The organism is Haloflavibacter putidus (assembly GCF_006546625.1).
GTDB lineage: Bacteria > Bacteroidota > Bacteroidia > Flavobacteriales > Flavobacteriaceae > Mesonia > Mesonia putida.
Genome location: NZ_VIAR01000002.1, coordinates 49,629 through 70,054, shown reverse-complemented (window position 1 = coordinate 70,054; position 20,426 = coordinate 49,629). Strand labels below are relative to the sequence as shown.

The window sequence follows — 20,426 nt, the reverse complement described above, 5'->3', positions numbered from 1 at the left end:
AAATGAATAGGAAAAAAATTACCCTTTGGATGCTACTTTGTATAGCATTTCCGACATTTTTATTTGCACAATCAAACGGATTATGGCAACGTGTTGACCAGAATTCTATTAAGCAAGATAATGTTTTGGAAAGCTACACAAAGGTAGACAAATTTGAAACATTTTATTTAAATGTAAATGCGCTAAAAACTAGTATTTTGCAAGCTCCTTTGCGAAATAACGGAACAAACACATCTGTAGAAATCAATTTTCCGGTTTCTAACAATGCTGTAAAAAAGTTTTCTATCTATAAAGTTCAAACTTTAAGTCCTGGACTTAGTGAAAAATTCCCTTCTATTACTTCTTATGTTGGAATTTCAAAAGATAAGAAAAATAGAATTCGTTTAACTTTAACCAACCAAGGCCTTTACGGAATGCTATCTTCTACAGAAGGTACTATTTATATAAACCCTTACACCAAAACCGGTGATATTTACACTGTTTTTAATAGAAAAGATAGTTACCGTTCTCAAGACGTAATGAGGTGTTTGGTAGAAAGCCAAATATCTGAATCTAGAATGCTAGGTAATACTTCTAATTTAATAGATGTAGACGAAAGTGTTTTAAGAAATTACGAATTAGCCGTAGCTACCACTGGAGAGTATTCTACTTTTCACGTAAACCAAGCCGGATTACAAAATGGCACTGACCAAGAAAAGAAAACGGCAGTTTTATCTGCAATAGCGGTTACAGTAGACCGTGTAGCAGAAGTTTATGAAAGAGATTTAGCGGTAACTTTTGAATTGGTACCAGACAACGAAGATATTATTTATTTAGACCCAACTACAGATCCATTTCAAAATGGAAATGCAAGTGTTTTAATTAACCAAAGTCAAACAGAAATAGATAACACCATTGGTCCTGGAAACTATGACATAGGCCATACTTTTAGTACCGGAGCAGGAGGTTTAGCACAGCTAATGTCTGTTTGTTCTGTAAATAAGGCAAGAGGTATTACAGGTATTAATGCGCCGGTTGGTGATGCATACGATATTGACTTTGTGGCGCACGAGATAGGTCATCAATTTGGCGGTAACCATACCTTTAACGGTGACACGGGAAGCTGTGCAGGTGGTAACAGAAATAATGCCACTGCAGTAGAACCGGGAAGCGGATCTACTATAATGGCATACGCCGGAATTTGCCCGGGAGAAAATGTACAAAACAATAGTGATCCTTACTTTCACGCAATAAGCATTGGAGAGATGTATAATTTTGTGTCTAACTCTATTGGCGGTAACTGCCCTACAGACGAAACTATTGGCAATTCTGCCCCGGTAATTATTCCTGGAGACGACAAGACAATTCCTTACGGTACTGCTTTTAGATTAACAGCAGACGCAACAGATGCAGACGGAGATGAGTTAACCTATACTTGGGAACAAACAGATACAGAAATCACCCCTGCTCCCCCAACCCCATCAGCAACACAAGGACCGGTTTTTAGATCGCGTAACTCCTTTGATGATCCAACACGTTATTTTCCGGAGAAAACTAGTGTTTTAGCTAACAACTTAACTCCCACATGGGAAGTTATTCCTGACGTTGCCAGAACTTTTAACTTTGCAGTTACCGTTCGTGATAACAATGTATTGGGCGGGCAAAGTTCTCGTGACGATGTTGTAATAAATGTTGCTAACACAGGACCTTTTCAGGTAACCTCGCAAGCTACCTCTGGTATTAACTATGACCAAAACGAAACTTTTGAAGTTACTTGGGATGTTGCCGGTACAGATGCCAACGGTATTAACACCAGCAACGTAAATATTTTAATTTCATATAACGCAGGTATTGCTTTTACAGAAGTATTGGCCACCAACGTCCCTAACACAGGTTCTGCAATGGTACAAGCTCCTATTGGCCAAAGTTCTTCTCTTTGTAAAATTATGATAGAACCTGTAGATAATGTTTATTACGCCTTAAACAGTACATTGTTTAGAATTACATCAGACTTATCTACAGAAGATGTTTTAGCTTCTACTTTTGCGGTTTATCCAAACCCAAATAATGGTTCTTTTACCATTAGCATGAAAGAGAATACTAGCGAAGTTTATACTGCAAACGTTTACGACATAAGAGGGAGACTAATAAAGAATTTTGAAGTTAACCCTTCTACTTCTTTAGAAAAAAGAGTTTCTTTAGATAATGCTCAAGCCGGAATTTACTTATTAGAACTAAGTAACGGCAAGCAAAAAACGGTTAAAAAATTAGTGGTAAACTAATTAATAAACTTCTAATTACAACAAAGGTCGTTCTTAACAAGAACGACCTTTTATGTATAGTACAGTAAAAATTTTCTTATTTAAAATTCATAATCAGCCACTATAGATTTTATAATTTGTGGCACTTGGTTGTTTTCAAAATTGATTGTTAATTTTCCATTCTTCAAATTTAAACTACCTTCATGCACTTTAAAATATCCGGCAGAGCCTTTACAAAAACAAAACCTTCCGTAAGTAAAATTTACTGTACTTAAAGCTTTATTATTCAATTGTAATTCTTTTTTATTTACAGGAATTTCAAATAAGACCTCTTCACGATATTGGCCATCCATCATTTTTTCATCCTGATTTTTATTAAATTCATATTTTATAACATGCGTAGAGTCGCTATCTTTTAAATTTGGAGAAAGCATACCAATACCATCTTTAGAATACGCAATTTTTTTATTCTTCATTAGCTCTATGGTGCAATTTGCTTCTCTAGGACAATCGCTCTTTAGAGTTAGACTTTTTATATTTTTAAAAGAATCTGTCTGGGTTTCACTGGTAGCGTTATGCGTAGTATTACAAGCAAAAGTTCCAAGTAATACGGCTACTAAAAAGGATTTTTTCATAATTAAAGTTTTAATAAATGTACTTAAATATTCAGTAAAGCTAAATAAAAGTATAAAAAGAATAACTTTTGTTTAACTATTACAAAGCAACATTAAACACTTATTTTTTTATATTTGTTTTATGAAAATTTACACTATACACGAAAAGCAAAAGCTTCCCATTAGTTTAGATAAAGCTTGGGATTTCTTTTCCGATCCTAAAAATCTTAAAATTATCACTCCAGATTATATGGGTTTTGATATTGTGAGCGGCGCAGACAGAAAAATGTATTCTGGACAAATAATAGAATATATCGTAACGCCAATAGCCGGAATAAAAACCAAATGGGTAACCGAAATTACCCACATAAAAGAAAAAGAATTCTTTGTAGACGAACAGCGTTTTGGACCTTATAAATTATGGCACCACAAGCATTTTTTAACACCAATAGAAAATGGAGTTTTAATGGAAGATTTACTTCACTATAAACTCCCAATGGGAAAATTGGGACAGTTGGCACACCCATTATTAGTAAAACCTAAACTGCAAGAAATTTTTGATTATCGTTTCAAAAAATTACACCAACTCTTTGGAGAATATAAAACACACTAAAATGAAAAATATATTATTAATTGGCGGTAGCCACGGAATTGGTTCCGAAATTGCAAATTTATTACAGAAAGATTATACCGTTTATGCTGCCTGTCGTACAAAAGGAGAATTAGAAAATAAGAAAGTTACTTATTTAGAATTCGATGCTTTAAAAGATGATATAAGTAAATTAAATTTACCCGATACTTTAGACGGTTTTATATTTTGCCCCGGCACAATTAATTTAAAACCTTTTAAAATGCTGAATCCGGAAACTTTTGAAAAAGATTTTGAGTTAAATTTTATGACTTTGGTAAAAAGTTTGAACGGTGTTTTTTCTAAATTAAAAAACGCAAAACAGGCAAGTATTGTATTTTTTAGTACCGTAGCAGTTCAAACGGGAATGCCGTTTCATACCAGTATTGCTGCTTCCAAAGGTGCTATTGAAGGTTTTGCGCGGTCACTCGCCGCAGAGCACGCGCCGCAAATGCGCGTAAATGTTGTGGCGCCAAGTTTAATAGATACTCCCTTAGCGGAAAAATTACTTGGTAGCGATAAGAAAAAAGAAAAAATGGCAGATAGGCATCCGCTAAAGCGAGTAGGAAACACAAACGATATTGCCCAAATGGTGCAGTTTCTAATAAGCGATAAAACCAGTTGGATTACCGGTCAAGTATTGGGCGTTGATGGTGGTTTATCTTCTTTAAATATTCAGTAAAAAATGGCTACAGAGAAGTATAATATTTTTTGGTTTAGAAGAGATTTACGGCTAGATGACAATATTGGTTTGTTAGAAGCTCTAAAAGAAAACATACCGGTACTTCCCATTTTTATTTTTGATACAGAAATTTTAAGAGATTTACCTAAAGATGATGCGAGAGTTACTTTTATTCATCAAAAAATACAAGAAATAAGAAAAGAGCTTCAGGACAAATACAATAGTTCTATGGCAATATACCAAGGCAAACCCATAGAAATATTTAAAGAGCTTTTACAAAACTACTCTATAAATGCTGTTTATACCAACCGTGACTACGAACCTGATGCACAAGATAGAGATGCAGCAATAAAAGAATTATTACAAAAAGACAATATAGATTTTCATCTCTTTAAAGATCAGGTGATTTTCGAAAAAGACGAAATTGTAAAAAAAGATGGCGACCCCTATTTGGTATACACGCCCTATATGAAAAAATGGAAAACACAATTTGATGCAGACAAGTTGCAAGTTCATTATACTACAACGCATTTGGATAATGTGATTAAAAATACGCGTTTACCCAATCTGAGTTTATCAGATGTAGGTTTTAAAAAATCCTCTATAGAAATTCCAGATTATGATTTAACACCAAACTTGATAGATAATTACGAAAACACCCGTAACATACCTTCTAAAGAAGGAACTTCTAGATTGGGCGTGCATTTACGTTTTGGAACTATTGGCATCCGTAAAGTAATAAAAAAAGCTGCCAATAGTAGCAATAAAACTTTTTTGGAAGAACTTATATGGCGCGAGTTTTTTATGCAGATTTTATATCATTTCCCTGAAACCCTTACAGAGGCTTTTAAGAAAAAATACGATAATATTAAATGGCGAAACAATAAAGATGAATTTGAACAATGGAAGAATGGTAAAACTGGCTTTGCCCTCATAGACGCTGGCATGCGGCAACTTAACCAAACCGGCTTTATGCATAATCGCGTAAGAATGGTGGTTGGTAGTTTTCTTACGAAACATTTATTGATAGATTGGCGCTGGGGCGAAGCCTATTTTGCAGAAAAACTCTTAGATTACGAAATGGCCTCTAACGTTGGTAATTGGCAATGGGTTGCGGGAAGCGGTGTAGATTCTATGCCGTATTTTAGAATTTTTAACCCGAATAGCCAGTTAGATAAATTTGATAAAAATAGAGAATACGTAAAACACTGGATTGATGAATACAATACCAACGACTATCCGGATAAAATGATAGATCATAAAACAGCACGTGAACGCTGTTTAAAAGAATACAAAAAAGCAGTTAAAAGCTAATTACATTTCTTTGTATAGTTTATACATACGCTCTCTAGTCATTTTTTCGCGCCAATTATTTCCTAAAGCATTTTCCCACAACGGATCCATCTGCATAGAAACATCTATCATAATATTAATTTGCTCATCGCTGAGGTCTTTGCAAATATTTTGCGGAATGTTTATCTGGTGTTTCTCTACCATTTGCTTAAAAATTTTCACATCTTTAGGGTAAAAATCTTCTAATTTGTCAAAAACAATGCAATTGCCAATACCGTGATGTGTTCCTAAAAGATAAGACAAACCATAGCTTAAAGCGTGCGCTACCCCAACTTGTGAGTAAGCAATACTCATACCGCCGTGCCAAGAAGCCATCATTAATTTTGCGCGGGCTTCTTCTTCATTTTTGTAAGAATCGTTTAAAAATATGTCTAAACAAAGTTCGTATGCTTTCTCGCCGTAGCTTTCGCTAAAGGTATTAAGATAAGTTCCGTTAAGAGATTCTACACAATGTATAAAACAATCCATACCCGTATAAAACCATTGGTCTTTTTCTACGGTTTTGGTTAAATCATAATCTAATATTACTTGATCAAAAGGCGTAAAATCTGAGTTGATTCCTAATTTTTTCTCTGGCCCGGTAAGAACGGTTGTTCTAGAAACTTCTGCGCCGGTACCGGAGATTGTTGGTATGCCAACGTGATATAATGCTGGTCTTTTCACCAAATCCCAACCTTGATATTCTGAAGATTTCCCGGGGTTTTTCAATAAAATAGCAACTGCTTTTGCTAAATCTAACATAGTGCCGCCACCAATGCCAACAATACCGCTTGGCATTAATTGAAAATCATTTTTAATTTTTTCTACTAAGGCATCTACTTGAGCTGTAGACGGCTCTTCTTCCGCAGAAATAAAGATAATTTTATCGTTTCCTTTGGTATGTATACGATTTAAAAATATGGTTTCGTTTTCAAATACGCTATCTACCAAAAATATAAATGGCGCTCCAATAGCTCTTTTCTCGTTAAGTATAAACGGTAATTGATCAAAACTACCTTTGCCAAAAACAACTTTTGGCACCATTGGGAAGTTTTTAAAACCGGGATCTGCTTTGGTTTTTTTTACTGGTTTTGAGGTGGCTTTTTTAGAATCGTCTGTCCAAATTTCATTTGCTTCTTGCAAGTCTTCCGGTGTATCAATCTCGATACCTTGCGCATTACTTTCTATCATTTTTATTGTTTTACCATATTCTAAATAACGTAAGCATTCTATCTTTTCTGCAGCTTCTACCGCCCGCATTGGCAGATGATAAAAATCTAACAAAGCACTTTTTCTAAATGCATAAATACCTTTATGCTTATAATAAGTAAGCTTGGTTTCTTGGTCTCTTGGGTAAGGTATTGGCGATCTAGAAAAGTAAAGCGCAAAATTATTTTGATCTACCACCACTTTTACCGTATTGGGATCTGTAATCTCTTCGTGAATACTTATGGGAGTCATTAAAGAAGCTAAATCTATTTTTTCTGCATCTTCTTGTTTAAAAACTTCCAAAACCTTTTCTAGACTTTCTTTTTTGGTAAAGGGTTCATCTCCTTGCACATTTACAACAATATCTACATCCATATCTGCAACAGCTTCGGCAATTCTGTCGCTACCGCATTCGTGCTGTTCTTTACTTCTTATTGCTTTGCCGCCGTTATTTACAATTTCGTCATAAATTATAGGACTATCGGTAACTACAAATACTTCATCAAAAAGCTGAGTAGCTACAGTAGCCTCATAGGTTCTTCTAATTACGGACATCCCGTTGAGTTCTTGCATTAATTTACCGGGAAATCTTGTTGCAGCGTAACGTGCGGGTATCATAGCGATAACCTTCAAATTTGTAGTACTCAAAATATTATTGCTTTTTTATAATTAATCAAATGTAAGGCTTTTTTAAACCAAAGGGAATTTAAAAGGCTAAATATAGCTAAGAATTCTCGACAAAAAAATCGTCTTTAAAACCTATTAAATATAACTTTTCTTGTGCCCGCGTGCAAGCCGTGTATAACCAACGTAAATATTCTTGCGTAATACCATCGCGCAAATAAGGTTGCTCTACAAAAACGGTATTCCATTGGCCACCTTGCGATTTATGACAAGTTATAGCGTAACTAAATTTAACTTGCAAAGCATTAAAAAACGGATTGTTTTTTACCTTCATAAATCGCTTGTATTTAGAAGTTTCGTCGGCATAATCTTTATTAACCTCTTGATAAAGTTTGTTGCTATCTTCGTAAGGCAATGCGGGCGCGTTAATATCTAAAGTGTCTAAGAGAATCACCGTTTCAAAAGCTTTCATTTTGGGATAATCTACCATTTGCACGTTTACTTCGGCAAACCTAAAACCATATAATTCTTTAATTGCAAAAATCTCTAGTATTTCTAAAATATCGCCATTGGCAATAAATCCGGCTTCAGAATTCGGTTTAATCCAAAAATAATTATTCTTTACCACCATAAGGTAGTCGCCGGCGCTTATTTCGCTTTCGCGGAAAAGAATGCGCGAACGTATTTGTTGGTTATAAATATTTGCTCGTTTGTTAGATTGAACAATAATAGCTGTTTCTTCATGCCCTAAATTGCTGTAAGCATCGTTAATGGCATCCATAATTTCATAACCGTCTACTAAACGCTCAAAATCTCCTCCTACATTTTTATTGAATTTAAAACTCTCATAAAATTCATCTGCCAAAACTTCTCGCAACTTCGTGGCATTTTCTAAAATACCACTTTCTAGGTTTTGCCGCACTACTTCGGTAAGTTCTATCTGGTCTACATCTTTTTGAAAGCTCAAGCTTAATTTATCGGCTTCTAAAGCCGGACTTATAGCCAACTTTACAGGTGGTAATTGCGCGGTGTCACCAATAAACATAAGTTTACAATTTCTGCCGGAATAAACATACTCTATCAAATCGTCTAATAAAGAACCGTTTTCAAAAAGTTTAGAATTTTGAGAATGGTCTGATATCATAGAAGCTTCATCTATAATAAAAATCGTGTCTTTATGCTTATTGCGTTGCAAAACAAATTCTACCTTAGAAGCACTACCCTTTTTGGGGTAATATATTTTTTTATGTATAGTATGTGCTTGGTAACCAGAATAGTTTGTCATTACTTTTGCAGCGCGTCCAGTGGGAGCAGCCAAAACCGGACTCATTTTAACCTTCCATAAATTTTTTACCAACGTACCAATTATGGTCGTTTTACCGGTTCCGGCATATCCTTTGAGTAAGAATAATTGATCTTTTTTAGGGTTTAAAGCAAAATTGGCAATTTTTTGTAAAGCAATATCTTGTTGGCTGGTTACTTTGTGCGGAAAATCTTGTAATAAGAGTTTGTAAAATTGGTCTGCCGTCATAAATCAACTTGGTTAAACATCAAATATAAGAGGATTTTTATCTTCTATACTTTTACGAATAAAAAAAAGTTGTAGATTTGCGAGTATACTAATATAATATTAAAGGATAAAAACTATGAAACTTGTAATTCAATTACTATTATGGATTGTCATTGGATTTTTAGGCTATTTGACTTTTAACGCCGTATACGAACCAATACAGTTTGATAAACAAAAAGAAATTCGTTACCAAAAAGTAATTGATAGGTTAAAAGATATTAGAAAAGCAGAATTAGCTTACAAAGAAGTAACCGGGAGATTTGCCGGTAATTTTGAGAGTTTAATCACTTTTGTAGATACTGCAGATTTTACCATTACCCAACGTAGAGACACTTCTTATTTAGATAAAGAGTACCAAAAAACCTACGGGGTAGATAAAATGATACAAGATGTAGTAGTAGATACTATTGGTACCTATCCTGTAAAAGATTCTATCTTTAAAGAATCTGATCGTTATAAAAAAATGATGTATGTGCCAACTACAGATAAAAAGAAATTTGATATTGATGCCGGAAGCATTACCAAAAACGAAACAAAAATTGCTGTTTTTGAAGTAAAAGTTCCTAAACGCGTTATTTTAGAAGGACTTGACGAAGATTTAATTGCACAAGAAGAGCAAGTAATCTCTGTAGATGGTGTAAACGGTAAATACATTCGTGTTGGTTCTATGAACGAAATTAACACTAGCGGTAACTGGCCCAAAGTTTACGGTGCTAATGACGAATAAAGCAACAGCAAATACCTATAAAATATCCATCTTGGTAAGCCGAGATGGATTTTCTTTTTGTGGTCAAAACAAGAAAGAAGAACTTGTATTGCTAGAGCAGAAATTTTTTACCGAAGAGAAAACCTCCCAAAATCTTTTAAAAAGTTTACAATCTTTTTTAGAACATACCGCACCTTTTTCTGTAGACGAAGTAGAGGAAGTACGCATAATTTACACCAACCAATTATTTAGCGTAGTACCGCAAAAGCTATTTGATGAAAAAAATTTAACAGATTATCTCAAGTTTAACATCAAACTACTACAGACAGATTTTATAGCTTACGATGCCTTATCTAAGACGGCAGCCAATATAGTTTTTGTACCTTATGCCAATATTAATAATTACCTTTTTGATACGTTTGGAGAATTTACCTATTCGCATTCTATTGGAATATTAATAGAAAGCTCTCTAACCACCAAACCAACCAAAAAAACAGTATTTATAAATTTTTATAAGAGTTTTTTTGAAGTTTGTTGTATACAAGAAGAAAAACTATTGTTTTGTAACAGCTTTGCTATAGAAACCCCAGAAGATTTTATGTATTATCTTTTGTTTTGTTTTGAACAATTTGAGTTATCGCAAGAAGAAACCCCGGTAATTTTATCAGGAAGTATAGAAAAAGATTCCGAAAATTATAAAATTTTATCTACCTATATTCGGAATATAGATTTTGCAGAAACACCAGAATTTAAAAAAGCAGAAAACGCACAACTTACGGCACGTGCAGATTATACAAATTATTTACTATTAAACAGTTTATAGATGCGCATTATATCAGGAAAAAATAAAGGAAAACGTTTAATAGCCCCAAACAATTTACCGGTACGGCCAACTACAGATATGGCCAAAGAAGCGCTTTTTAATATATTAAATAATTACGTAGAATTTAGCGAACTTAAAGTGCTAGATTTATTTGCCGGTACCGGAAATATCTCTTACGAGTTTGCTTCTCGCGGTGTAGAAGAAATAATTGCTGTAGATCAACATTTTGGATGTGTAAAGTTTATAAAACAAACAGCTTCAAAATTAGATATGCCCATAAAAACGGTAAAATCTGAAGTTTTTAAATTTTTAGAAAAAACCAATTTACAGTACGATTTAATTTTCGCAGATCCGCCTTACGATTTCACTCCAGAAGATTTAACCAAAATAAATAGCCTTGTTTTTGAAAGAAATCTTTTGACAGCAGATGGCTATTTAATCATAGAACATTCGCAACATACTAATCTTAACGAAACCGGTCATTTATTACAATCCAGAAAATACGGAAACGCGGTATTTAGTATTTTTAAACAAGAATAAAAAGTAGGTCTATAAGCCGAATTCTGTACACTTATCTCAATAATTATCACGATAAGCTTCTTATCATTTATCTGGAATTTTTGTTGCCAAAAATTTCTAAGCTGTCTACCCTCCGGCAATAATCGAGCAGATTTTAAAACCGGTTTACATGACATTGCACCGCATAGAGTTTACCTGGTTTCACTACAGCATTACCTGTACATTCTTTCTGTTGCACTTGTCCTATACAAATACTATTAATATTTATATGACGGCTGTTAGCCGCTATGCTGCTCTTTGGTGTCCGGACTTTCCTCTCTGGTAAATACCAAAGCGATAAGACGACCTACTTTTTTGCAAAGATAAGCAATAGAAAGCTTTAATTTTTATGAAAATAATTTTTTAATAGAATAAAACACTTGTAGTTCCAAATCAAAAAAGCTATGTTTATATTTGTGATTTAATAGTTGATTTTTATGGAACAATTTGTAGTATCTGCCAGAAAATATAGGCCACAAACCTTTGATGACGTTGTTGGGCAAAAAGCTATTACAAATACCTTAGAAAACGCCATACAAAACAACCATCTTGCGCAAGCCTTGCTTTTTACTGGTCCACGAGGTGTTGGTAAAACTACTTGCGCGAGAATTTTAGCCAAGAAAATAAATCAAGAAGCTACAGAAGACACGCAAGAAGATTTTGCATTTAATATTTTTGAACTTGATGCCGCCTCCAACAACTCTGTAGACGATATTAGAAACCTTATAGACCAAGTTAGAATACCACCGCAAGTGGGCAAATATAAAGTTTACATTATAGATGAGGTGCATATGCTCTCAGCATCTGCTTTTAATGCCTTTCTAAAAACTTTAGAAGAGCCGCCAAAACATGCTATTTTTATCTTAGCAACCACAGAAAAACATAAAATTATACCTACCATTTTATCGCGTTGTCAAATCTTTGATTTTAAGCGTATAAATGTAAAAGATGCGAAAGATTATTTAATAAAAATAGCGCAAAAAGAGGGTGTAAAAGCAGAAGATGGCGCTTTGCATATTATAGCTCAAAAAGCAGATGGCGCAATGCGTGACGCTTTATCTATTTATGATAGAGTGGTTAGCTTTAGCGGAAAAGATTTGAGTAGAAAAGCCGTTACAGAAAACTTAAACGTACTTGATTACGAGACTTATTTTGAATCTACTACTCTAATTTTAGAAAACAACATACCAGAATTACTTTTACAGTTTAATGTACTTTTAGCAAAAGGTTTTGACGGGCATCATTATATTGCCGGTCTCGCATCGCATTTTAGAGATTTACTGGTGTGTAAAAACCAAGCCACTATTTCGCTGTTAGAAGTTGGCGAAGAAACCAAAGCCAAATATTTTGAGCAATCGCAAAAAAGTGAACAAGATTTTTTACTGAAGGCAATAGAACTGGCAAACGATTGTGATTTAAAATACAAAACGAGCAGAAATCCGCGGTTGTTGGTAGAACTTTGCTTAATGCAACTTGCCTCGTTAACTTACGAAGGCCAAAAAAAAAAGTCTAAGTCCTTCATAATTCCGGCAAAGAATTTTGTTACGGCTCCTAAACCAATCCGTAAAGAAGCTAAAAATCTTATCCGTGAAAACGAAAATCCCAAAGCTTCTCCCGTAAACACAGAAAAAGCTCCGCAAACGCAAAATGCCGCTAGCGAGCCGACCACAACTATAAACCCGGTAAAAGATAAAAAACGAACTTCGGCGTTTTCTTTGAGCAGTATAAAAAAGAAAAAAGCGCTGGAAGAAGAAAAAAGAAAATTAAAAGCCGCGGCAGAAAAAACGATAGATGAAAGCTTTACGGAAGAGCAAGTTGTAGAAGCCTGGTTAGATTATACCGAAAAACTTAAAAATAAAGGCAAGAAAATATTGGCATCTATCTTAGAAACAGACAAGCCAAAATTAAACGATAAAATTATTTCTATAGAATTGCCCAATGCAACGATGAAAACAGAATTGGAGCGCGCAAAAGGGCCGTTAATGCGGTATATTAAAGAAAAATGCCAAAATAGTTTTATTCGTTTAGATATTCTGGTTAACGAAGAAGTTTCTAAAAAATATATTTTTACTAATAAAGAAAAATACGAAAAATTAAAAGAAAGCAATCCACTTTTAGACGAATTACGACTCACATTTGATTTAGATATATAATTATGTTAGGATTAAAATTACCAACAGATCCGCGTTGGGCAAACGTTGCAGAAAAAAATATAAAAGAAATTTTAATAGATCACGCTTATTGCGAACAAAAGGCGGCTTCTACCGCTATTTCTTTAATAGTAAGCTTTCCCGAATATACTGAACTCGTGCAAGCTATGAACGATTTGGTACAAGAAGAAATGAGCCATTTTAAAATGGTGCACGACAAAATTATAGAACGTGGTTACACGATGGGGCGCGACAGAAAAGATTATTATGTAGTAGAACTTCTAAAATTTTTCCCTAAAGGGGGAAGCAGAATAGACCAAATGGTGCACAGACTATTATATGCAGCATTAATAGAAGCAAGAAGTTGCGAGCGTTTTAAACTTTTATCTGAAGAATTGCAAGAACCCGAACTTAAAAAGTTTTATAAAAAATTAATGATTAGCGAAGCAAACCATTATACCATGTTTTTAAATTTTGCCAGGAAATACGGCAATACCGATGAAGTAAATAAAAAATGGAATGCTTTATTAGATTATGAAGCAAAAATAATGTTGAGCTTTAGCGAAGGAGAAAGCATACACGGTTAATAATGTAATATGAATAAGCGAGTAGAACATTGGCAAGAAGTTTATAAAAATAAAGATTTGCAAGAGGTGAGTTGGTATCAAGAAAAACCAGAAACTTCTATAGCGTTAATTCAAAAAGCAAACCTAGACAAAAGCGCCGCCATTATAGACGTTGGCGGTGGTAACAGTCGTTTGGTAGATTATCTTTTAAATTTAGGCTATACCAATTTAAGCGTATTAGATATTTCTGAAGCTGCTCTTAAAAACGCACAAAAACGTTTGGGAGAAAAAGCAAAGCAAGTAAACTGGATTTTGGCAGATGTAACAGATTTTAAATCAGATGCTAAGTTTGACTGTTGGCACGACAGAGCAACATTTCATTTTTTAAACAACCAAGAAGATATAGAAAAATACCGTAGCCTATGCAATGCTTCTATAAAACCAAACGGTCAACTTATTGTTGGTGCTTTTAGTAAAAAAGGACCAACAAAATGTAGTGGTTTACCTACAGCCAATTATTCGGCAGACGGCTTGTCTTCTATTTTTGAACCAGAATTTAGAGCGGTAGATTGTTTTACCAAAGACCACCTTACGCCGAGGAATAAAGTACAAAATTTTCAGTTTTGCGTTTTCCTTAAGGAATAAAAAAGTAAAGATCAAAATGTAATTACGTATTTATTTACTTAATATTCAACGGTTTAAAGTTATTGGAATTGTCAGTTTAAGCGTAGGCGAAAACTCTTTATCGTTAGAAAACGTATACAGTATTGTAGCGCGTTTTTATTTCCCGATGAATTCAATTCCGTCGATTAATGATTTTAATCCAGAAGTTGAATGATTTTGATTATCGTAAATTTTCATTCCTACTTTTTGATTTTCGGATTTGTGTTTGTCCAAATATTCTTTTAACCATTCCACATTTTCACGATAACCATTGGCATCATTTAATCCTGCTGTTATGAACATAGAATTGAATTCTAAACTGCCTTTTTCTTCGATTGTTTTAAAAATAAAATGTTGGTCATACATTGTGCTTGGACTTGCTGAAATATAATTTTCAAATATCTCTGGTCTTAATACAGCAAACGATAAAGAACCTAAACCTCCGAGAGAATGTCCAAATATTGTTTTTTGATTAAATTTTATTTTATATTTTTCTTCAACAGACGGAATGAGTTCGTTACCAACAAAGTCAGCAAATCCATTGAATTTTCCAGTTCTCGAATATAAATCCTCAAAACCTTTTTCAATATTAGTTGTATCCTTTGTAGGCGTGTAGTAAGTCCACCTACTTTCTTTAGTGCTTGGCAGTGAAATAATTACTGTAGGATAAATTTTATCGCCAAATTCATAAAGTGAAATAACATTCTTTGCAATTCCAGAATAATCATCACCGTCCAACAAAACCAATAAACTTAAACTGTCTTTTTTAGTTTCTAGATTTTCTGGCAAAATTACTTTATACGGAATATTTTGTTTTAGGCTTTTAGATTGAAATGTTTCTAATTCAGATGATTTTATTATTTCTTTTTCAATCTCAGGCTTTATCGAATTGTTACAAGATATTATCAAGATTGATAGTAAAAGAAATATTGTTTTTTTCATTGATTTTGTTTTTTCAAATGTACTACAACTGCAAAAAAGCTTAATTTTTGTATTCGTTATAAAGCGATTTTACAATGCCATCTGCCAGACCAATTTTTGGCACATAAACCTTGCGCGCCCTACTCCATTTCATTGCAGACAGATAGATTTTGGCTGCCGGGATAATCACATCTGCCCGGTCTACATTTAAACCTAATTCTGCTACGCGTTCATCATAAGTTAAAGATTGTAGTAATTGGTAATAGGAACTCAAATACAGAAAAGACAAAGGTTTGCCAGGTTTCTTTCCGCTAGACTTAAAAATATTATTAATGTTACCACCAGAGCCAATTAGCGCTATTTTGGTATAATTTTTAGTAGTTTTTTTAACCCAGTTTTCTACTTCTTTCCAAAGTTTATCTTCTACCAAATTGTTTAATAAACGCACGGTTCCTAATTTAAACGATTTAGAAGCAACTGTTTTTCCGTTAGAATAAAAAGTGAGTTCTGTGCTACCGCCGCCCACATCTACGTACAAATAATTTTTATCTTTTTGAATTAATTCGTGCAAATCTGTTGCAGCAATAATAGCCGCTTCGTGATCGCCATCTATTATATCTATTGCTATACCGGTTTTTTCTTTAACTTTTTCTGCCAGAAGAGAACCATTTTCTGCATCGCGCATAGCCGAAGTTGCACAAGCTTGATAGCGTTCTATTTTATGGCTTTTCATAAGTAAATCAAAAGCTTGCATGGTGTCTTGCATACGTTGCATATTTTCTTCAGAAATACTTCCGTTTACAAAAACATCTTCTCCCAAGCGTATAGGTACGCGCACCAAACTTGTTTTTTTAAAAGTAGGTTCTTTATTTTCGGGTTCGGTAATGGTAGAAATTAAAAGTCGAACTGCGTTGGAGCCTATATCTATGGCTGCATATTTTTTTATACGTAACAAACTATTTATTTTAAGCGTTTAACTGGTTTAAATAATAATCATACATAGTAAACTGGCTGCGCATTTTTGGCGCATCGTTATGCCGATAAACATTTTCTTTTTCTGCTGAAAATTCTCTGGCTTTCACGTTATCATTCCACGAAATGTTAAACGTATCTAACAATTCTTCCTGAATGTCTTTTTGGTAAATAGGGCAAGTAATTTCTACTCTATAATCTAAATTTCTACGCATCCAATCTGCAGAAGAAATAAAGGTTTTCGGGTGTCCGCCATTTTCAAAAATAAACAAACGCGGGTGCTCTAGATGTTTATCTATTATACTAATGGCTTCAATGTTTTCACTCATTCCGGGTACACCGGGAATTAAACAACAGATACCTCTAACTATTAATTGTATCTTTACTCCTGCTCTACTGGCTTCGTACAATTTATCAATCATTTGATAGTCTGACAAACTGTTAAGTTTTATTTTAATACCTGATTTTTTTCCGCTTTTAGCATTATCAATTTCAGTCTGAATTAACTCTTCAAAACGTTCTCTGCTATAATGTGGCGAAACAATAAGGTGTTTGTATTTATTTACTTTGTAATTGGTCTCAAAAAAGGAAAATACTTTATCTACATCTTTTAAAATAGCTTGACTGGCGGTAAACAGTGTATAATCTGTATAAATTTTTGCCGTACTTTCGTTAAAATTGCCCGTGCTTATAAATCCGTAACGTTTTACTTTTTTGCCCTCTAACCTGTCTATAATACAGGCTTTACAATGCACTTTTAAACCCCGAACGCCAAAAATTAATTTTACACCCTCGCGTTGCATTTGCTCGGCATATTTAATGTTATTTACCTCATCAAATCTTGCTTTTAGCTCTATTGCAACCGTAACTTTTTTGTTATTTTTTACTGCATTTATCAAAGAACTGGCAATGTGTGAAAATTCGGCAAGACGATAAATAGTAATTTTTATATATTTTACTTTGGGATCTATTGCAGCTTCGCGCAAAAATTTAACCGTGTACGAAAAAGTATGATAAGGCGTAAATTGCAGAAAATCTTTTTCAGCTATTTTTTGCAGTAAACTTCCGTTTAACGGTAAATTTTTTATTGGTAATGGCGAGAATTTCTTATATAATAAGTCTTTGGCACCCAGGCTGGGAAACTTCATATAATCTCTGCGATTGTGATAACGCCCGCCGGGAATAACACTATCACTACGGTCTATGCCCATTTTTAAGAGCAAAAATTGCAGCGTGTCTTCATCTATAGTTTTATCAAAAACAAAACGCACCGGATCGCCTTCTAACCGATCTTTAATACTAGATAAAAGCTTTTCTATGTAACTTTTATCTATATCTCCGGCCATATCTAACTCGGCATCTCGCGTAATTTTTATCATATGCGCAGAGATACTTTTATAATCGAAAATGCTAAATAAACTTTTTAGGTTATACCGAATTAAATCGTCTACGATTATAATATATTTCTTACCATCTTTTGAAGGAAGCTCGACAAAACGATCTATCTCAAAAGGAATTTCTATTAGAATGTAGCGCTTTTCGTTAAGCTGATTTTCTTTGGAATTTAAAATCATTTTTACGGCCAAATAAGCTGCGCTATCTTTTAAATGTGGAATTTCTTTTAGATCGTTTAAAATAATGGTTACCAAAGCCGGACTCACTTTTTGCAAAAAATAATCCTGAATAAAACGGGCTTGTTCTTCGTTAATTTCAGTTTCCCGAATAATATGAATATCGTGTTTGGTTAACTCTTCTTGTATATTTTTTAAAATCTCTAAACTTTCGCTTTGTTGGTCTATTACAATTTGGGTAATCTCAGTAAGAAGTTTATTGGCTGTTTTTCCTCCCAATACCTTTTTACCGCCTTTTCCTGCTTGCTTTATTCGCTTTACGGTAGCGTAACGTACTTTAAAAAACTCATCTAAGTTGTTAGAGAAAATTCCGAGAAATCGTAAGCGTTCTATTAATGGCACGCTTTTATCTGCTGCTTCTTGCAAGACTCTCCCATTAAATTGCAACCAACTTAATTCGCGATTTATATATTTATTTTTCAGCATTATTTAAAGTTTCGCGGAAAAAGACTTAACAAGGTTCTACCATCGTTAATTTTGCTCCAGCTATCTGTGTCAAAATCTATAACCACCAAACCGGTAGTTGGCACATTGTCAAAACTTTTACTACCTAATTGATTAACGGTTTCGGTTATGGCAGGATTGTGCCCAAATAGCATTACCTTATCTAAATTATCGTCGAGGTTTTTTATGAAACCGATTAAATTACTAGCATCAAAAGTGTAAAGATCTTTGATAACTGTAAAATTTTCGTCCTTTATATCTAAGCCTTCTTTAAACAATTCTGCGGTTGTTAATGCACGTACGGCATGACTTGAATAAGCTTTAATAGGTTTTTGCAAATAAAGTTTAAAAGCTTTTATAATAAGCTCTGCATCATTAAAACCACGTTTTTTTAACGGACGTTTATTATCTGGCAAATCTTCTTTCCAAGATGATTTGCCGTGTCTAACAATAATTAGTTTTTTCATAATATAATTGGTTTAAGGAGCCAGTCTAGTTGCTGTCCATTCGCCGTTCTGGTTTTGGCGATATAAAAATCTATCGTGCAAGCGGTTGGGCCTACCCTGCCAAAACTCTACACTGTCTGGTTTTACTAAATAGCCACCCCAACTTGCCGGACGCTTTATGGCCTCGTCGGCATATTTTTCTTCTAAACTTTTTAAGTTTTCTTCCAAAACTTCCCGATTTTCTATAGGATCGCTTTGCGGAGAAGCCAATGCTCCCAGTTGACTCCCCTTTGGTCTGGAATTAAAATAAGCATCAGATTCTTCTTCGCTAACTTTAGAAGCCGTGCCTTTTATAATTACCTGACGTTCTAGTCCCGGCCAAAAAAAAGACAAACAAACTTTGTTATTATGCGCGATGGCTTTGGCTTTTTCGCTGTTATAATTAGTATAAAACACAAACCCTTCTGCTTTTACTTTTTTTAAAAGTACAACCCGGTTTTTAGGAAAACCATCTTTACCAAAAGTACTCAGATGCATTGCATTAGCTTCTTCTACACTGCCATTTTCTTCTACTTCGTCAAACCATTTTTTAAATAAATCTATAGGTTGCGCCGCCAAATCTTCACGCTCTAAAGCGTACTTTTGATAGCTTTTTCGGTAATTTTCTAAGTTTTTTTCCATACTGCAATTTACAAGAATTCGCTTTAAGGAAAAAGTGATTTAGCAAAGTTTACATAAGATTTAAAACTCAAAAACCTTTCCGTCTTGCGCCAAATAAACAGGGTTAAAATAACGGCTTGCTTCTTCCTTAAAGATTTCTATACTTTTATATCGTGTAGAATAATGCCCTATAATTAGATTTTTTGCGTTGGCTTTTTTTGCGATAAGAGCTGCTTGGTTTGTGGTAGAATGTTTGGTGCTTTTCGCCAAATCTTCATGTTTTTCTAAAAACGTGGCTTCGTGGTATAAAGCAGTCACATTTTGAATTTGATTGGCAATTTCTGGTTTGTAAACAGTATCACTGCAAAAAGCATAGCTTTTGACAGGCGGGGGCGCAGAAGTGAGCAACTCGTTTTTTACAATGCTGCCATTGTCTAAGCGTATATCTTTTCCTTTTTTTATACTGCGATAATAGGCAACATCTATATCGTATTTTTGCACTTCTTCTATCAACAATTTACGATCGCCGGGTTTTTCCGTAAAGAGAAAACCATTTGCATAAACCCTGTGCTGTAAAGGAATTGTCTGTACGCTAACTTTATCGTCTTCAAAAATAAGTTCTGGTTCTTTACTTTCTAACTCGTGAAAATAAAGCGGATAGCTTGTATAGCTTTTGGAAAGTTTAAGTTGTAATAAAATAATTTGCTTAATACCTTTTGGACCGTAAATATGCAATTCTGTCTGTCGGTTAAGCAAACTAAAAGTAGAGATTAACCCAATTAATCCAAAAAAATGATCGCCGTGCAAATGCGAGATAAAAATCTGTTTTATTTTATTGAATTTTATCTTCTGCTTTCTAATTGCAACCTGCGTTCCCTCTCCGCAATCTATTAAAAACTGGCGGTGGTTTAAAGTTAAAACTTGCGCTGTTGGATTGTTAAATGTGCGCGGGGTGGCAGAATAACAACCCAAAATATCCAGTTGCAT

The 20,426-nt window shown here is 34.1% G+C and carries 19 protein-coding genes, 1 other RNA gene and 1 pseudogene; 10 read left to right on the top strand and 11 right to left on the bottom strand.

All coding sequences use genetic code 11. The features are described from left to right. The first annotated feature begins 2 nt into the window (after window positions 1–2). The gene (locus tag FKR84_RS02450) at window positions 3–2,261 is read left to right on the top strand and encodes a zinc-dependent metalloprotease (protein ID WP_141420606.1); all 2,259 of its coding nucleotides are present in this window, start codon (window positions 3–5) and stop codon (window positions 2,259–2,261) included. An 80-nt stretch (window positions 2,262–2,341) separates the two neighbouring features. Here the strand turns inward: FKR84_RS02450 and FKR84_RS02445 are convergent, their stop codons facing one another. After that, the gene (locus FKR84_RS02445; protein ID WP_141420605.1) at window positions 2,342–2,875 is read right to left on the bottom strand and encodes a hypothetical protein; all 534 of its coding nucleotides are present in this window, start codon (window positions 2,873–2,875) and stop codon (window positions 2,342–2,344) included. Between the two features lie 121 nt (window positions 2,876–2,996). On the opposite strand from FKR84_RS02445, the gene FKR84_RS02440 reads away from it, so the two are divergent. Genes FKR84_RS02440 through FKR84_RS02430 form a run of 3 tightly spaced genes read left to right on the top strand, consistent with a single transcriptional unit; the run spans window position 2,997 to window position 5,478 of the window. Further along, on the top strand, window positions 2,997–3,467 hold the full coding sequence (locus FKR84_RS02440; RefSeq protein WP_141420604.1) for an SRPBCC family protein: 471 nt from the start codon (window positions 2,997–2,999) through the stop codon (window positions 3,465–3,467). A 1-nt stretch (window position 3,468) separates the two neighbouring features. Next, the gene (locus FKR84_RS02435; RefSeq protein ID WP_141420603.1) at window positions 3,469–4,164 is read left to right on the top strand and encodes an SDR family NAD(P)-dependent oxidoreductase; all 696 of its coding nucleotides are present in this window, start codon (window positions 3,469–3,471) and stop codon (window positions 4,162–4,164) included. Window positions 4,165–4,167: 3 nt separating this feature from the next. After that, window positions 4,168–5,478, top strand: coding sequence for a cryptochrome/photolyase family protein (locus tag FKR84_RS02430; protein WP_141420602.1), 1,311 nt, complete (start codon window positions 4,168–4,170; stop codon window positions 5,476–5,478). On the opposite strand, the gene FKR84_RS13285 is transcribed toward FKR84_RS02430, so the two are convergent. The 3 genes and pseudogenes from FKR84_RS13285 to FKR84_RS02420 form a co-directional block, all read right to left on the bottom strand. After that, window positions 5,479–6,540: an iron-containing alcohol dehydrogenase family protein gene (locus FKR84_RS13285; RefSeq protein WP_233357656.1), complete on the bottom strand. Its 1,062-nt coding sequence runs from the start codon at window positions 6,538–6,540 to the stop codon at window positions 5,479–5,481. It abuts the gene before it with no gap. A gap of 75 nt (window positions 6,541–6,615) precedes the next feature. Continuing rightward, a pseudogene (gene kdsB, locus FKR84_RS13280) lies at window positions 6,616–7,323 on the bottom strand (3-deoxy-manno-octulosonate cytidylyltransferase); the annotation flags it as partial. Between the two features lie 106 nt (window positions 7,324–7,429). Further along, window positions 7,430–8,860 carry an ATP-dependent DNA helicase gene (locus FKR84_RS02420; RefSeq protein WP_141420601.1) on the bottom strand — a complete coding sequence of 477 codons (1,431 nt, stop codon included), beginning with the start codon at window positions 8,858–8,860 and terminating at the stop codon, window positions 7,430–7,432. A 115-nt stretch (window positions 8,861–8,975) separates the two neighbouring features. Between FKR84_RS02420 and FKR84_RS02415 the strand changes: the two genes are divergently transcribed. From FKR84_RS02415 to FKR84_RS02405, 3 genes are read left to right on the top strand one after another with little or no spacing between them, the layout of a single operon-like run. Then, window positions 8,976–9,626 carry a hypothetical protein gene (locus FKR84_RS02415; protein ID WP_141420600.1) on the top strand — a complete coding sequence of 217 codons (651 nt, stop codon included), beginning with the start codon at window positions 8,976–8,978 and terminating at the stop codon, window positions 9,624–9,626. Then, window positions 9,616–10,428 (top strand): DUF3822 family protein, encoded by an 813-nt coding sequence (locus FKR84_RS02410; protein WP_141420599.1) that lies wholly within the window; start codon window positions 9,616–9,618, stop codon window positions 10,426–10,428. The genes FKR84_RS02415 and FKR84_RS02410 overlap by 11 nt, the downstream gene beginning before the upstream one ends. Next, window positions 10,429–10,968, top strand: coding sequence for an RsmD family RNA methyltransferase (locus FKR84_RS02405; RefSeq protein WP_141420598.1), 540 nt, complete (start codon window positions 10,429–10,431; stop codon window positions 10,966–10,968). Here FKR84_RS02405 and rnpB read toward each other — a convergent pair. Continuing rightward, window positions 10,965–11,300: RNase P RNA component class A (gene rnpB, locus FKR84_RS02400), an RNA gene on the bottom strand. The two genes, FKR84_RS02405 and rnpB, sit on opposite strands and share 4 nt — an antisense overlap. A 123-nt stretch (window positions 11,301–11,423) precedes the next feature. Here rnpB and dnaX point away from each other — a divergent pair. From dnaX to FKR84_RS02385, 3 genes are read left to right on the top strand one after another with little or no spacing between them, the layout of a single operon-like run. Continuing rightward, the gene (gene dnaX, locus FKR84_RS02395; protein WP_141420597.1) at window positions 11,424–13,139 is read left to right on the top strand and encodes a DNA polymerase III subunit gamma/tau; all 1,716 of its coding nucleotides are present in this window, start codon (window positions 11,424–11,426) and stop codon (window positions 13,137–13,139) included. 2 nt (window positions 13,140–13,141) lie between these two features. Beyond that, window positions 13,142–13,723: a tRNA-(ms[2]io[6]A)-hydroxylase gene (gene miaE, locus FKR84_RS02390; protein WP_141420596.1), complete on the top strand. Its 582-nt coding sequence runs from the start codon at window positions 13,142–13,144 to the stop codon at window positions 13,721–13,723. Between the two features lie 9 nt (window positions 13,724–13,732). Then, a complete protein-coding gene (locus tag FKR84_RS02385; RefSeq protein WP_141420595.1) occupies window positions 13,733–14,347 on the top strand; it encodes a class I SAM-dependent methyltransferase in 615 nt (204 codons plus the stop codon). 135 nt (window positions 14,348–14,482) lie between these two features. On the opposite strand, the gene FKR84_RS02380 is transcribed toward FKR84_RS02385, so the two are convergent. The 6 genes from FKR84_RS02380 to FKR84_RS02355 are packed head-to-tail and all read right to left on the bottom strand — an operon-like array spanning window position 14,483 to window position 20,426. Then, window positions 14,483–15,307: an alpha/beta hydrolase gene (locus FKR84_RS02380; RefSeq protein WP_141420594.1), complete on the bottom strand. Its 825-nt coding sequence runs from the start codon at window positions 15,305–15,307 to the stop codon at window positions 14,483–14,485. Between the two features lie 40 nt (window positions 15,308–15,347). Next, window positions 15,348–16,241 (bottom strand): Ppx/GppA phosphatase family protein, encoded by an 894-nt coding sequence (locus FKR84_RS02375; RefSeq protein ID WP_141420593.1) that lies wholly within the window; start codon window positions 16,239–16,241, stop codon window positions 15,348–15,350. Between the two features lie 10 nt (window positions 16,242–16,251). Continuing rightward, a complete protein-coding gene (ppk1, locus tag FKR84_RS02370) occupies window positions 16,252–18,315 on the bottom strand; it encodes a polyphosphate kinase 1 (RefSeq protein WP_141420592.1) in 2,064 nt (687 codons plus the stop codon). Next, window positions 18,315–18,800, bottom strand: a complete 486-nt coding sequence (locus FKR84_RS02365) for a SixA phosphatase family protein (protein ID WP_141420591.1) — start codon at window positions 18,798–18,800, stop codon at window positions 18,315–18,317. Before FKR84_RS02365 ends, ppk1 begins: the two co-directional genes overlap by 1 nt. 12 nt (window positions 18,801–18,812) lie before the next feature. Next, entirely contained in the window at window positions 18,813–19,460 is a 648-nt protein-coding gene (pdxH, locus tag FKR84_RS02360) for a pyridoxamine 5'-phosphate oxidase (protein WP_141420590.1), read from the bottom strand. A gap of 60 nt (window positions 19,461–19,520) precedes the next feature. Further along, window positions 19,521–20,426: a ribonuclease Z gene (locus FKR84_RS02355; protein WP_141420589.1), complete on the bottom strand. Its 906-nt coding sequence runs from the start codon at window positions 20,424–20,426 to the stop codon at window positions 19,521–19,523.

What these genes read in the sequence shown, in the direction of transcription:
- FKR84_RS02385 (WP_141420595.1), top strand. Translation starts at nt 13,733, where the DNA reads ATGAATAAGCGAGTAGAACATTGGCAAGAAGTTTATAAAAATAAAGAT.
- FKR84_RS02430 (WP_141420602.1), top strand. Translation starts at nt 4,168, where the DNA reads ATGGCTACAGAGAAGTATAATATTTTTTGGTTTAGAAGAGATTTACGG.
- FKR84_RS02415 (WP_141420600.1), top strand. Translation starts at nt 8,976, where the DNA reads ATGAAACTTGTAATTCAATTACTATTATGGATTGTCATTGGATTTTTA.
- FKR84_RS02440 (WP_141420604.1), top strand. Translation starts at nt 2,997, where the DNA reads ATGAAAATTTACACTATACACGAAAAGCAAAAGCTTCCCATTAGTTTA.
- FKR84_RS02445 (WP_141420605.1), bottom strand. Translation starts at nt 2,875, where the DNA reads ATGAAAAAATCCTTTTTAGTAGCCGTATTACTTGGAACTTTTGCTTGT.
- FKR84_RS02450 (WP_141420606.1), top strand. Translation starts at nt 3, where the DNA reads ATGAATAGGAAAAAAATTACCCTTTGGATGCTACTTTGTATAGCATTT.
- dnaX (WP_141420597.1), top strand. Translation starts at nt 11,424, where the DNA reads ATGGAACAATTTGTAGTATCTGCCAGAAAATATAGGCCACAAACCTTT.
- miaE (WP_141420596.1), top strand. Translation starts at nt 13,142, where the DNA reads ATGTTAGGATTAAAATTACCAACAGATCCGCGTTGGGCAAACGTTGCA.
- FKR84_RS02410 (WP_141420599.1), top strand. Translation starts at nt 9,616, where the DNA reads ATGACGAATAAAGCAACAGCAAATACCTATAAAATATCCATCTTGGTA.
- FKR84_RS02365 (WP_141420591.1), bottom strand. Translation starts at nt 18,800, where the DNA reads ATGAAAAAACTAATTATTGTTAGACACGGCAAATCATCTTGGAAAGAA.
- FKR84_RS02435 (WP_141420603.1), top strand. Translation starts at nt 3,469, where the DNA reads ATGAAAAATATATTATTAATTGGCGGTAGCCACGGAATTGGTTCCGAA.
- FKR84_RS02405 (WP_141420598.1), top strand. Translation starts at nt 10,429, where the DNA reads ATGCGCATTATATCAGGAAAAAATAAAGGAAAACGTTTAATAGCCCCA.
- FKR84_RS13285 (WP_233357656.1), bottom strand. Translation starts at nt 6,540, where the DNA reads ATGGTGCCAAAAGTTGTTTTTGGCAAAGGTAGTTTTGATCAATTACCG.
- FKR84_RS02380 (WP_141420594.1), bottom strand. Translation starts at nt 15,307, where the DNA reads ATGAAAAAAACAATATTTCTTTTACTATCAATCTTGATAATATCTTGT.
- pdxH (WP_141420590.1), bottom strand. Translation starts at nt 19,460, where the DNA reads ATGGAAAAAAACTTAGAAAATTACCGAAAAAGCTATCAAAAGTACGCT.
- FKR84_RS02355 (WP_141420589.1), bottom strand. Translation starts at nt 20,426, where the DNA reads ATGCAACTGGATATTTTGGGTTGTTATTCTGCCACCCCGCGCACATTT.
- FKR84_RS02420 (WP_141420601.1), bottom strand. Translation starts at nt 8,860, where the DNA reads ATGACGGCAGACCAATTTTACAAACTCTTATTACAAGATTTTCCGCAC.
- ppk1 (WP_141420592.1), bottom strand. Translation starts at nt 18,315, where the DNA reads ATGCTGAAAAATAAATATATAAATCGCGAATTAAGTTGGTTGCAATTT.